The following is an 11,659-nucleotide window of genomic DNA, read 5'->3' on the forward strand; positions in this document are numbered from 1 at the left end:
TAGACTTCAGCACACCAAGTTTATTTGTCGGCGAAAGAGCATCGTGCGCAATCCATCTGACGGGCCCGAAGAGGCCGTTCCCGCCCAGGGCTTCAGTGTGCGCGACTACGCGCGCACCGCCGTGGGCAGCCACCGTTCGACGATGGATTTCTCCGTCTTCGCCGACACGCCGCTGAAGCCCGAGACGCTGCGAGCCCTGCGCTACGCGATCGCCATGGAGAGCGGCACGATGGGGCACCTGCGCAACGTGCTCGTCACCGCCACCCACAAGGACGCCCGTGTCACGGCGTTCCTCGGCACCTGGGCCTTCGAGAAGTTCTGGATCTCCGACGCGCTGCAGCAGGTTCTCGACGCCCACGGGCCCGTCGACCTTCCGGTCCCGCGCAAGCGCAACGTGCTCGTGCGGTTCGCGAACGAGGTGCGCGACCGCGTGCGCCCCATCGCCGGATCGATCCGCGCCAACCGGGTCGGCGAAGACATGATCGCCGTGCACATGGCCGAGGGCACGATCGACGAGTGGCTCACGCAGGCGGCGCTCAAGCGCATCGCCGAGCTCGACGGCAGCCCCGCCCTCTCGGCGATCATCGACACGCTCGTCGACGTCAAGGCCCGCCAGCTCACCTTCTTCGAGGCGCAGGCCCGCGACCGGCTCTCCGCCTCCGGCACCGCCCGCACCGTCGTGCAGGGCCAGCTGCGCCAGGCCGTCTGGCCGATCGGCGCCGGCGCCGAAGCGGCATCCGAGACCGCCTTCTTCTTCACCTACCTCTTCGCCGACGACCGGGCCGCCGTCGCGGCCATCGACGCGAAGATCTCGACACTCCCCGGCCAGGAAGGGCTATCCCTCATTTCTCGCGCAGTTTCAGCACACCGAGGTTCACGAGCATGACCGACACTCCCGCCACCCCCGCCACCCCGCGCAAGCGCGCCACCCCCGCCAAAAAGCCCGCGGCAACGACGCCCGCCGCGGCCAAGGCCCCCGCGACCCGCAAGCCCGCCGCCGCAAAGGCTCCGGTCGAGAAAGCCGCCGTCGAGAAGAAGGGTCTCGTCGGAGCACACGTGTTCCTCACCGGCGCCACCGGCTTCGTCGGACAGGCCGTGCTCGAGCGCCTGCTCTCGTCGCACCCCGACACCCGCGTCTCGATCCTCGTGCGCACCAAGGGAAGCGCGACCACCGAGACCCGTCTCGCCAACCTCATGCGCAAGCCCGTGTTCAAGGCGTGGAAGGAGAGCGTCGGCGAGGAGGAGGCCGCCCGCATCGTCGCCGAGCGCGTGCGCGTCGTCGACGGCAGCCTCACCTCGATCGCCGACCTGCCGAACGACATCGACGTCGTCATCCACGGCGCCTCCACCGTCTCGTTCGACCCGCCCATCGACGAGGCCTTCGACACCAACGTCGGCGGAGCCCTCGGCCTCTACGGCGCGCTGCTCGCGTCGGGTTCCGACCCGCACGTCGTGCACGTCTCCACCTGCTACGTCGGCGGTATCCGCAAGGGCATCCTCCCTGAGGCGTCGCTCACGCACGACGTCGACTGGCGCACCGAGGCCGTCGCCGCCAAGCAGGCCCGCGAACAGGTCGAGCTCGCCTCCCGCGAACCCGAGAACCTGCGCCGCTTCATCAACCGCTCGCGCGCCGTCAACGGAAAGGCCGGCCCGCAGGCCGTGGCCCAGGCCGCCGAGACCGCCCGGGCCGAGTGGGTCACCAAGCAGCTCGTCGACTACGGCCGCACCCGCGCCGAGAGCCTCGGCTGGACCGACGTCTACACGCTGACCAAGGCGTTCGGCGAGCGCGCCGCAGAGGAGCTGTGGGCGCAGGCCGGCCACCGCCTCTCCGTCGTGCGCCCCGCGATCATCGAGAGCGCACTGAGCCACCCGTTCCCCGGCTGGATCGACGGCTTCAAGGTCGCCGACCCGCTCATCCTCGCCTACGGACGCGGCCAGCTGCCCGACTTCCCGGGTCTGCCCGACTCGATCCTCGACATCATCCCGGTCGACTTCGTGGTCAACGCGATCATCGCGGCCGCCGGCACGGACGCCGACCCGGCGGACCCGAAGTACTACCACGTGAGCTCCGGCGCCTCGAACCCGCTGCCGTTCCACGAGATGTACGAGAACGTCAACGAGTTCTTCACCGCCAACCCGCTCCCGCACGAGGACGGCCACATCAGCGTGCCGCTCTGGCGCTTCCCCGGCGCCCTCAAGGTGGAGCGGGCGCTCAAGCGCCGCGAAGACATCGCCGAGTTCGCCGAGCGCAACATCACCCGCCTCCCGTCGACGAAGCGCACCCAGAAGTGGCTCGACGGCGTACACACCAACCAGAGCGCGCTCGAGACCCTGCGCGGCTACACCGAGCTCTACCGCGCCTACGTGCAGACGGAGATCATCTTCGACGACGCCAACACCAAGGCGCTGCACCATTCGATCCCCGAGGACAAGCGCTCCGACCTCGGGTTCGACGTGGCCGCCATCGACTGGAACGACTACTTCCAGCGCGTACACTTCCCGGCGATCACGGCCCTCACCAAGGCCTTCGCCAACCGCCCGTCGTCGAACAAGCGCGGCGAGCGCCCCCTGCCCGTGCGCAGCGACGTGCTCGCGGTCTTCGACCTCGAGGGCACTGTGCTCGAGTCGAACCTCGTGCAGCAGTACCTCTGGCTCGGCATCACCAAGACGTTTATGACGAAGGAGCTGGTGAGCCTCGGCCTCGCCATCCCCAAGTACCTGCGCGCCGAGCACCGGGACCGCGGCGACTTCATCCGCACCTTCATGCGGCGCTACGAGGGCATCAAGGTGGCACGGATCGAGGCGCTCGTGCGCGGTCGGTTCGGGCGTCAACTGCTCTCCCACGTCATCCCGGACGCCCTTCGCCGTGCCCAGGCACACCGCGAAGCCGGCCATCGCACGGTGCTCGTCACCGGCACCATCGACCTGATGACCACGCCGCTCGCGCCCTTCTTCGACGAGATCGTCGCGGGCAGCATGCACGTGCGCGACGGCGTGCTGACCGGCTACCTCGCCACTCCCCCGCTGGTCGACGAGGCCCGCGCCTCCTGGCTGCGGCAGTACGCGAAGCAGCACGGCGCCAACCTCAGCCAGTCGTACGGCTACGGCGACAGCCACGCCGACGTACCGTGGCTCCAACTCCTCGGCCACCCGACGGCTGTGAATCCCGACACTCAGCTGTACAGTCATGCACAGGCGAAGCGGTGGGCGATTCAGACCTGGGGTGGTCGTAGCAAACGGGACGACACCGCCGCTCCGAACACGCCAGTGAGTACCTCACCCGAGAAAGGAGAGCAGCAGACCGTAACGTCTGCCGCTGCATCCAATGGCATTTGATATCGACAAGTACACCGAGTCTTCGGTCAACGTCAACTGGAGCGACTTGGACTTCGACGAGTTCAGGACGAACCCGCTGCCCGAGTCGACCCTGCGCTCGCTGCGCTATATGTGCGACATCGAGTACCACACGGTCTGCTACCTGCGCGACATGCTCGTCACGCCGTCGCACAAGGACCCCGAGGTCTCGGCCTTTATGACCATGTGGAACCGTGAGGAGTTCTGGCACGGCGAGGCACTCGCCGCCGTGCTCGGCGCCCACGGCGTCACCGTCGATTTCGACCAGCTCAAGGCCACGCGCCTCAAGCTCGGCTGGAAAGACAAGCTCGACCCCGTGAAGCAGTCGCTCATGGGCAACATCGTGGGCAAGGACTTCATCGCCGTGCACATGATCTGGGGTGCCGCGAACGAGTGGTCGGCCGTCGCCGCCTACAACCGTCTCGCCGAACTCGAGCAGCACCCCGTGCTGGCCGTGCTGCTCAAGCGCATCGCCAAGCAGGAGGCCAAGCACGTCGCCTTCTACGCCACGCAGGCGCGCGAGCGTCTCGGCCGCAGCAAGAAGGCGCGCGTCATCGCCCGCTTCGCGCTCAAGCAGGCGTGGGGTCCCGTGGGATCCAGCGTGATGGAGCCCGAAGAGGTCACCCACGTGATGGGCCACCTGTTCGCCGGCGACGAGGGACTGCGCGAGATCCGTAAGCTCGACGACCACATCTCCCGCATGCCGGGCCTCGAGGGCCTCACGATCGTCGAGACCTCGATGAAGAAGTACGGAGTCGCAGCCTGATCCGCACCGCTACAGCCCCGATGAGACCCGGTCTCGTCGGGGCTTTCGCGTAGCGCCGGCCAGGACGACGAGTCCGAACAGGATCTGGAACACGGTGAACGAGTAGACGCCGCCGCGCTCCCACAGTCCGTCGAGCCGTCCGTCGCCGAGCCCGGAGAAGAGCGCGGCCTCGCTCGCGAAACCCAGAACCGGCAGGGCGAGGCTGGTCACGCGGAACCAGGCCGGCAGCGCCATCCGTCTCGCCGACAGCCCCACCGTCAACGCCAGCAGGTTGCTGAACACGATCGCGAGGTAGGCGCCGCCGGTGTGGAAGACGCCGAGGCCGCCGCCCACGGTCTCGGGGAAGAATCCGACGAGCACGATGCCCACGGCGTGCAGCAGGGCGAACGCCACGAACGCCCAGCGCGCGACACCGTGCAGCAGCACCATGAGCAGGATCGCCCCGAGGGCGACGAGCAGACCCTCGAGCACGAACGCGGTGTTCATCACGGCGGCGAGGGGCGAGTGGATGTCGCGGCCGAGGTAGACGACCTCGGCGCCGGGAGCGCCGAGGTCGCTGATGTAGTTGTAGGTGTAGCTGTACACCGGGTCGCGCCACGCCGCCGCGGCGATCGCCTCGAGCGTGACGTACTGCAGCCCGCCGATGAGGAACGCGAGCGCGCCGACGATGACGCGGGTGCGGTTCGGGGCGGTCATCCCCTCAGGGTACTGCCGTGCCCCGGGAGGTTTCCGCGCCCCGGAATGACGGTCGCGGCCGAACGTCCGGGCGCGAACGTCACGGAACGGCGCGAAGCCCGGTGCGCGCACCCCGCGCGCCGACCTCACACCCGGGTGGCGAACACCACGAGATTGTCTTCGTAGTGCCCGACCTCGCGGTCGAACAGGCCGCCGCAGGTCACCAGGCGCAGCTCGTCGTCGAGCGTCGCGCCGAACACGACGGCGGTCGGGAACTGCGACTTCTTGTAGTTCTCGATGCGGTCAATCGCGTATTCGTGCGGCGAACCGTCGACGCCGGTTACCAGCACGCGGTCGCCGATCTGCAGCTCGGATAGCCGGGAGAACACGGCCGGGCCGGTCAGCGAGTCGACGTGGCCGGCGATCACCGTCGGGCCGTACGTGCCCGGCTTGCCTCCGCCGGTGAACCAACCCACGCGGGAGAAGTCGGTCGGTACCTCCATGGTGCCGTCGGCCTGCAGGCCGAGCGGGATGAGCGATTCCGTCAGGCCCATGCGGTCGATCGCGACGCTCGCGGGCTCGACGCCGACCGGGCGTGGGGACACGGGTGCGGGCGTCGCCGTGGGCGACGACGTCTCCGCGGGCGCCGTGGGTGCCGGTTCGGGCGGCGGCACCGCGGCGCACCCCGCGAGCAGAAGCATGCCGGCCGCGAGCGCGACGCAGCGCGCCCACCCGGGGGTGCCGGGAGAACGCGCCGCGTCGGTCATCGTCAGGCCGACGCGCGGTTGCGGCGCACGGCGACGACGCCGACCGCACCGAGCAGCGCGATGCCGGCGAGGCCCGCGGCCCCGAGGGCAGTAGCGTCAGGACCCTGCGCCGCGGCCGCACCACCGCCGCCGGTCTGCACGCCGCCGACCGGCACCTGGGTAAGCTGGCCGCGCACGACGCCGGCGGTGAACGCGGCGGTGTGGCTGTCGCCGGCGAACGAGGCGGCGTTGCCCTCGAGGGACTTCAGCGAGAAGCCCTGACCGGTGTCGACGCCTTCGACGAGCACGCCGGTGGTGAACGGTCCCTGCAGGCAGCCGGTGCTGGTGCGCGGTCCGTCACCCACCGGGGCGGGGTTCGGGAACGCGATGCGCGGCGGGCCGGCGAGACCGGCCGCGGCCTGGTGGATGTGCGTCGCCGTCTTCGCCGGGCTCTGGTAGTCGCCGGTGACGCCGGTGAGCGTGATGTCGTAGCAGATGATCTCGAGGTCGGAGTTGACCCGGAACGTGAACTGGCCCGTGGCTCCGGCCTCGCCGGGGGTGGCGACGGCGTCGGCGTTGAGCACTTGGTCGGGCGTCGCCATCACGGTGAACGCGCTGGTGAAGCTCGAGGGCTCCGGCACGGCGGTCTCGGCGCTGGCCGGTGCTGCGGCGCCGAAGACGGCGACGGCTGCGAGGGCTGCGACGCCCCCGACGGTGAGAGGACGGATGACATGCTTCGACATGGCGTTGCCTTTCGATACGAGGGCGCCGGACGGGCCCGATGCAGGGGTGTACTGCCGGTCGCACCGCGGCGTTCACAGGAGTCCGAAATTTCTTTTCTGAGCACGTCGATGAACGCCGCGACCCCCGCCGCCGTACACCCCTACGGAGAATCGCCGACCGGCGATCGCTAGGCTGGGAGGGATCGACCGTGCACCTGGTCGCCGAACCGCTACGCGGAAGGACGAGTCTGCTGGACCTTCCGCCCGAGCCCGGCTTCGACCTCTCTACCGCCTACGACGAACACGGCCACGCCCTATTCGGCTTCGCCGTCAACGCGCTGCGCGACCGCGCCCTCGCCGAGGACTGCGTGCAGGAGACCTTCCTGCGCGCGTGGCGGGCGCGCGACCGCTTCGACCCGGCCCGTGCCAGCCTGCGCACCTGGTTGTTCGCGATCGAGCGGAACGTGATCGCCGACGCCATGCGTGCCGCCAAGCGGATGCCCGCGCAGGCGCCCGCCGACGTGCTCGACGAGACCGAAGCGCCGGCGGACGACCCGCTCGACAGCCTCACCCTGCAGGAGGGTCTCGCCAAACTCTCCCCCGAGCACCGCGAGATCGTCGTCGACGTGCACCTCTCCGGCCTCAGCTACGCCGAGGTCGCCGGAATCCGCGGCGTCCCGGTCGCCACGCTCCGCACCCGCGCTTTCTACGCCCTCCGGGCGCTCCGCTCTCACCTCGAAGAAAGGGACGGTCGCCATGTCTGACCCCCTCGACCCCGCCTACCCGACCGATCCCCGCGAACGACGCCGGGCCGAGCTCATCGCCGGCGCCCTCGCCGACGACCTCGACGAATCGGAACGCGCCGAGTTCGTCCGGCTGCGCGCCACCGACCCGACGGTCGACGACGAGCTCGCGCAGCTCGGCGGCATCGCCGAGGAGCTCGCCGCCTCGGGGTGGGACGCGTCCGCGCCATCCGCCGGCCTTCGTGACCGGGTTCTCGGCATCGGGTCGGAGGCACCCGGCAACCCGGTCGTCGCACTTCCCCGCCGTCGTCCCTGGCTCGCGGTCGCGGCCGCCGCCGCGTGCGTCGCGATCGGGGCCGGCGGGGTGCTCACCACGCAGGCGCTCACTGACCGCACCCCCACGGGCGCTCCGGGCGCTCTCGGCGTGGTCGAGCCGATCGAGTTCACCGGCCAGACCTCGGGCGTCGCGATCGACGCCGCGCTGGTCGCGCACACCTGGGGCACCGAGACGCAGCTCACGATCGACGGGCTGCCCGCCGCCGAGACGTTCGACGTCGTGCTGGTCACCACCGACGGCGACGTGCTGTCGTCGGGATCGTTCCTCGGCAGCACCGTCGAGATCGAGTGCGAGATGAACGCGGCGGTCCTCCGTGAGTCGGTGGCCGGTGTGCAGATTCAGGATGACGCGGGCCACGTCGTCGCGAAGGCCGCGGTTCCGCTCGTCGGCTAGGTGCCGCGCACGGGAAACGCCCCGCTCGGCCAGCGATGGCCAAGCGGGGCGGTTGTTTCACTCACCACCTCGGCGGTTGCCGCGGCAGGTGATTCATTTGTACACCGCACATCACGGCACGGTAACGAACTACAGGTAAAGCCCAGGTGACACTTTGCCGCGGGTCAGCGCACGACGTCGTAGACCGCCTTGACCACGCCGTTCGAGTAGGCCCCGTGCTCCACGAGTTCGAGTTTCTGCAGCCGGTCGCCGGTCTCGTCGAACAGGCGCCGCCCCTCGCCGAGCAGTACCGGGAACACCAGCAGGTGGTAGCGGTCGACGAGCCCGGCGGCCGCCAAGGCCTTGGCGAGGGTCCCGCTGCCGTGCACGAGGATGTTGCCGCCCTCGGTCTCCTTCAGCGCGGCCACCTCGTCGAGCGAGCCCAGCACGGAGGTGTTGTTCCACTCCGGGTCCCGCAGTGTCGTCGACACCACGTACTTCGGCATCGCGTTGTACTCGGAGAACTCGGCCATCGTCGGCCAGACCGGCGCGAACTCGTCGTAGCTGATGCGCCCGAGCAGCAGGGCGGTGGCCTCGAGCTGTTCGCGGCCCTTGATCTCGTAGGCTGCGGCGTCGAACGCGACCTGTTTGAACGTCCAGCCGGCGTGCGGGTGCGGGCCGTTGCCCGGCGAGTCGATGACACCGTCGAGGCTGAGGAACTCGGTGACGATGACCTGGCGCATGGGGGTTCTCCTGTCGGTGCGGTTGCCACCCCCTACTATTCCGCCGATCGGCGGTCGGCGACAATGCGGCATGACAGCATGGGGCCATGCAGATCAGCAGTCTCGGCTCGTCGCCTCTCAAAGGGGCGCGCCACAGCGAGCACGAGTCGCTCGACTTCGCGCTCGACGGCCCCGTCGGCGACCGCGAGTTCGCCGTGGTCGACCTCGCGAACCGCCGCGTGCTGAAGACCGTCGAGCACCCCGCGCTGCTCGCCTGCGAGGCGACCTGGATCGACGGCGTGCTGTCGATCACCGTCGCCGGCGAGGAATTCGCCGCGGTACCCGACCCGGTCGGGGACGAGATCGAACTCGACTACTGGGGACGCCCCGCCGTCGTGCGGGTCGTCGACGGCCCGTGGATGCCGCGGCTCGCGTCACTGCTCGGGCGCGACGTCGCCCTCGTGCGGGCCGCGCGCCCCGGCGCCGTCGTCTACGGCGACTCCGTGACGCTCGTCACCACGGGCTCGCTGCTCCGGCTCGCCGCGACCGTCGGGCACGCGGTTCCCGCCAGCCGGTTCCGCGCGACCGCGGTCGTCGATACCGGCGACGACGCCCACGTCGAGGACTCCTGGGCCGGGCGCGACCTGGCCGTCGGCGGCGCGACGGTGCGGGTTGCCGCGGGTATCGCGCGGTGTGCGGTCATCGACTTCGATCCGACAACGGGCGAGTCGGGCACGCGCCTGCTGAAGACGCTCGCGGGATACCGCCTGCGCTCGGGCGACATCGACTTCGGGGTCTACGCGACCGTGGTCGCCCCGGGCACCGTGCGGCGCGGCGATCCGGTGCGGCTGCTCGACCGGTAGTCCGTTTTCCGTCGCTGTCAATGTCGTTGAATCGTCACTACCGCGGGTCGAGAATGGGCGAGGCGCTCGGGGAGGCGCTTCTCTCGACGACCGATCGAAAGGACCACCGGTGACCGACGCGAGCCACGACCTCGGAACCTACGAACCCCTCCAGCTCCACGCAGACCCCTCCGGCCACGCCCGGTACGCTCCCGTCGAGACGGCGGTGCCGGCCGACCTGATGCGGCCCGACGTCAACGTGCGCCGCATCATGTGGACCGGCACCATCTGGTTCGCGGCGGCCGTGGGTGCCGTCGCGCTCGTGCTCGGCCCGCTGCTCTCCTCCGGCTGGCGGCCCGCCCTGCTCACGGGCGGCGTGCGGGTGCTCTGGTGGATGGGATCCGCCATCGTCGCGCTCAGCATCGGGCTCATCGGCTGGTCGGGCTGCCCGATCCTCGAGGGCGACGTGCCCACGGCCAACCGCAACAAGTCGCACACCATGCAGCTCGGCACGATGATGTTCATCGTCGGAAGCGCGCTCGCGCTGTTCGCGGTGCTGCTCGGTCCGCCGGTCTGATCGACGGCTGGCGCATAGCCCCTCCGGGAGTTTGCCGTGACCGCCTACCCCCGGCGTCGGGTGTGCCGTACCGTCGATGGTGGCGTCTGCCATGACAGTGCACGAGAGGAAACCCAATGACGAGCTCACCCCGTGACGGCGAATACACCGACAACGATCCGCTGGAGCAGTCCCCCGCCCCCGCCCGCGACGGCGAGTACGCCGACAACGACCCGATCGAAGAGACCCACACGATCGAGCGCGAGGGCGAGTTCACCGACACCGAGGGTGTCGAGGAATCGCACACGGTCGAGCGCGAGGGTAAGTTCAGCGACTCGGAGATTCCCGGAGAGAACGACTAGCCGTCACCACACCCAGTTCCACGAACACCTGCACGCCGTCGGCGAAGAGGGAGTGACGACGCGCGCCATCGCCGAGGCGATCGGCCAGCGGCTCGGTCTGCCCACATCGTCGGTCGCCCCGGATGCCGCGGCCGACCACTTCGGCTGGATCGGCATGTTCTTCGGCCTCCCGATGGCCGCGTCGAGCACGATCACCCGGCACAAGCTCGGCTGGACGCCGACCGGGCCGACGCTGCTCGAGGACATCGCCGACGGCCCCTACTTCGCGGTCTGATCCTCTTCCCCGCCTCGCCTGCCGGTCGTACGATGGCGGGCGAGGTGATCGCAATGCACGCAACGGTGGGTGAGAGAATCGTCATCCATGGCAAGAACGTCGGGTCCCCCGACCGCCACGGCGAAATCGAAGAGGTGCGCGGACCGAACGGCGACCCGCCCTACCTCGTCCGATTCGACGACGGTCACGAGTCTCTCGTGTTCCCCGGTCCCGACTGCTCGATCGAGGGCTGAGTCAGGCCGCAGAAAACGCCCCCGTGTCGACGATCTCGCCGACCGCGAGCGCGCCCTCGGTCCAGGTGACCGTGACGGTTCCGCAGTTGGGGAATCCCGCCTTGACCAGGTGCCCGGGTGCGAGTTGGCGCAGCAGGGTGCCGAGGACCATACCGTGGGTGACGACCAGTACGTCGCCGTCGGCCTCGCGTGCGACATCCACGATTCGGGTCAAGCCCGAAGTCAGACGGGCGCGCACGTCGGCGGCCGACTCGGCACGGCCGAGCGGGTCGAGGCGCCGCACGGTGTCGATCACCGTCTCGCGTCCGTCGGCCGTCATGGCGGGCCAGGCGGGAGATCCCGGCTCGTACTCGTAGCCGTACTCGGCGAAGACCGGCGTCCAGAGGTGGGCGTTCGGCTTGCCCTCCCAGCCGCCGAGATGCCACTCGCGCAGCTCGGTCATCGGCACGGGTTCTATGCCGGGGTGCCCGGCGAGGGCCGCCGCCGTGGTGGTGCGCGTGCGGGTCAGGTCGCTCGTGAACGCTGCGGCGAGGGGCAGCTCGCGCATCCGCTCGCCGAGCGCGGCTGCCTGTCGTTCGCCGCGTTCGGTCAGCGGCGAATCACACCAGCCCTGCAGCTGGCCGTTGACGTTGAAGAGGGTTTCGGCGTGACGGACGAAGTGGACGCGAGCGTCGCCCGTCATCAGGCTGCGTCGAGGTCCGACGCCAGAAGCTCGAGCAGTTCGTCTGCCACGCGCTCGGCGTCGTCGCCCTCGACGTCGATGGTCACCTCGTCGCCGTGGGCGACCGCGAGGCTGAGGATCGAGAGGATGCTGCGGGCGTCGACGGTCTTGCCCTTGGTCGTCAGCGAGACGGCGTGGCCCGACTTCGCGGCGGCCTGGGAGAAGAGGGCGGCGGGACGGGCGTGGAGGCCGACCGCCGAAGCGATGGAGGTGGTGCGCTGAGCCATGGTGTTG

At 69.9% G+C, this 11,659-nt stretch carries 16 protein-coding genes; 10 read left to right on the forward strand and 6 right to left on the reverse strand.

The window, feature by feature from the left end:
* Positions 1-43 precede the first annotated feature (43 nt).
* From HD599_RS12320 to HD599_RS12330, 3 genes are read left to right on the forward strand one after another with little or no spacing between them, the layout of a single operon-like run.
* Positions 44-886, forward strand: coding sequence for a hypothetical protein (locus tag HD599_RS12320; RefSeq protein WP_221420500.1), 843 nt, complete (start codon positions 44-46; stop codon positions 884-886).
* Positions 883-3,336 (forward strand): HAD-IB family hydrolase, encoded by a 2,454-nt coding sequence (locus tag HD599_RS12325; protein ID WP_184237991.1) that lies wholly within the window; start codon positions 883-885, stop codon positions 3,334-3,336. The genes HD599_RS12320 and HD599_RS12325 overlap by 4 nt, the downstream gene beginning before the upstream one ends.
* A complete protein-coding gene (locus HD599_RS12330; protein WP_184237993.1) occupies positions 3,326-4,120 on the forward strand; it encodes a ferritin-like domain-containing protein in 795 nt (264 codons plus the stop codon). The genes HD599_RS12325 and HD599_RS12330 overlap by 11 nt, the downstream gene beginning before the upstream one ends.
* 9 nt (positions 4,121-4,129) lie before the next feature.
* On the opposite strand, the gene HD599_RS12335 is transcribed toward HD599_RS12330, so the two are convergent.
* From HD599_RS12335 to HD599_RS12345, 3 genes are all read right to left on the reverse strand, one after another.
* Positions 4,130-4,816 carry a DUF998 domain-containing protein gene (locus tag HD599_RS12335; protein ID WP_184237995.1) on the reverse strand — a complete coding sequence of 229 codons (687 nt, stop codon included), beginning with the start codon at positions 4,814-4,816 and terminating at the stop codon, positions 4,130-4,132.
* A gap of 125 nt (positions 4,817-4,941) precedes the next feature.
* Positions 4,942-5,562, reverse strand: coding sequence for a class F sortase (locus HD599_RS12340; protein WP_221420501.1), 621 nt, complete (start codon positions 5,560-5,562; stop codon positions 4,942-4,944).
* Between the two features lie 2 nt (positions 5,563-5,564).
* Positions 5,565-6,284, reverse strand: coding sequence for a CHRD domain-containing protein (locus HD599_RS12345; protein ID WP_184237997.1), 720 nt, complete (start codon positions 6,282-6,284; stop codon positions 5,565-5,567).
* Positions 6,285-6,472: 188 nt separating this feature from the next.
* Between HD599_RS12345 and HD599_RS12350 the strand changes: the two genes are divergently transcribed.
* Together HD599_RS12350 and HD599_RS12355 are read left to right on the forward strand one after the other, a co-directional pair.
* Complete coding sequence (locus HD599_RS12350) at positions 6,473-7,027, forward strand: sigma-70 family RNA polymerase sigma factor (RefSeq protein WP_343062047.1); 555 nt, start codon at positions 6,473-6,475, stop codon at positions 7,025-7,027.
* Complete coding sequence (locus HD599_RS12355) at positions 7,020-7,736, forward strand: hypothetical protein (protein ID WP_184238001.1); 717 nt, start codon at positions 7,020-7,022, stop codon at positions 7,734-7,736. Before HD599_RS12350 ends, HD599_RS12355 begins: the two co-directional genes overlap by 8 nt.
* A 164-nt stretch (positions 7,737-7,900) precedes the next feature.
* On the opposite strand, the gene HD599_RS12360 is transcribed toward HD599_RS12355, so the two are convergent.
* Positions 7,901-8,458 carry a dihydrofolate reductase family protein gene (locus HD599_RS12360; protein ID WP_184238003.1) on the reverse strand — a complete coding sequence of 186 codons (558 nt, stop codon included), beginning with the start codon at positions 8,456-8,458 and terminating at the stop codon, positions 7,901-7,903.
* 86 nt (positions 8,459-8,544) lie between these two features.
* Here HD599_RS12360 and HD599_RS12365 point away from each other — a divergent pair, with 86 nt between their 5' ends.
* The 5 genes from HD599_RS12365 to HD599_RS12385 all read left to right on the forward strand — a co-directional run bounded on the left by HD599_RS12365 (position 8,545) and on the right by HD599_RS12385 (position 10,704).
* Positions 8,545-9,300, forward strand: a complete 756-nt coding sequence (locus HD599_RS12365) for an MOSC domain-containing protein (RefSeq protein ID WP_184238005.1) — start codon at positions 8,545-8,547, stop codon at positions 9,298-9,300.
* 109 nt (positions 9,301-9,409) lie between these two features.
* A complete protein-coding gene (locus HD599_RS12370; protein ID WP_184238008.1) occupies positions 9,410-9,856 on the forward strand; it encodes a hypothetical protein in 447 nt (148 codons plus the stop codon).
* 116 nt (positions 9,857-9,972) lie between these two features.
* The gene (locus HD599_RS12375) at positions 9,973-10,197 is read left to right on the forward strand and encodes a hypothetical protein (protein WP_184238010.1); all 225 of its coding nucleotides are present in this window, start codon (positions 9,973-9,975) and stop codon (positions 10,195-10,197) included.
* A 52-nt stretch (positions 10,198-10,249) separates the two neighbouring features.
* A complete protein-coding gene (locus HD599_RS12380) occupies positions 10,250-10,471 on the forward strand; it encodes a Rossmann-fold NAD(P)-binding domain-containing protein (RefSeq protein ID WP_184238012.1) in 222 nt (73 codons plus the stop codon).
* 53 nt (positions 10,472-10,524) lie between these two features.
* Entirely contained in the window at positions 10,525-10,704 is a 180-nt protein-coding gene (locus tag HD599_RS12385; RefSeq protein WP_184238014.1) for a DUF1918 domain-containing protein, read from the forward strand.
* Position 10,705: 1 nt separating this feature from the next.
* Here the strand turns inward: HD599_RS12385 and HD599_RS12390 are convergent, their stop codons facing one another.
* Both HD599_RS12390 and HD599_RS12395 read right to left on the reverse strand, forming a co-directional pair.
* Positions 10,706-11,386 (reverse strand): histidine phosphatase family protein, encoded by a 681-nt coding sequence (locus HD599_RS12390; protein ID WP_184238016.1) that lies wholly within the window; start codon positions 11,384-11,386, stop codon positions 10,706-10,708.
* On the reverse strand, positions 11,386-11,652 hold the full coding sequence (locus HD599_RS12395) for an HPr family phosphocarrier protein (RefSeq protein ID WP_184238018.1): 267 nt from the start codon (positions 11,650-11,652) through the stop codon (positions 11,386-11,388). The genes HD599_RS12390 and HD599_RS12395 overlap by 1 nt, the downstream gene beginning before the upstream one ends.
* Between the last annotated feature and the right edge of the window lie 7 nt (positions 11,653-11,659).

The organism is Conyzicola lurida (genome assembly GCF_014204935.1).
In the GTDB taxonomy this organism is placed as follows: Bacteria; Actinomycetota; Actinomycetes; order Actinomycetales; family Microbacteriaceae; genus Conyzicola; species Conyzicola lurida.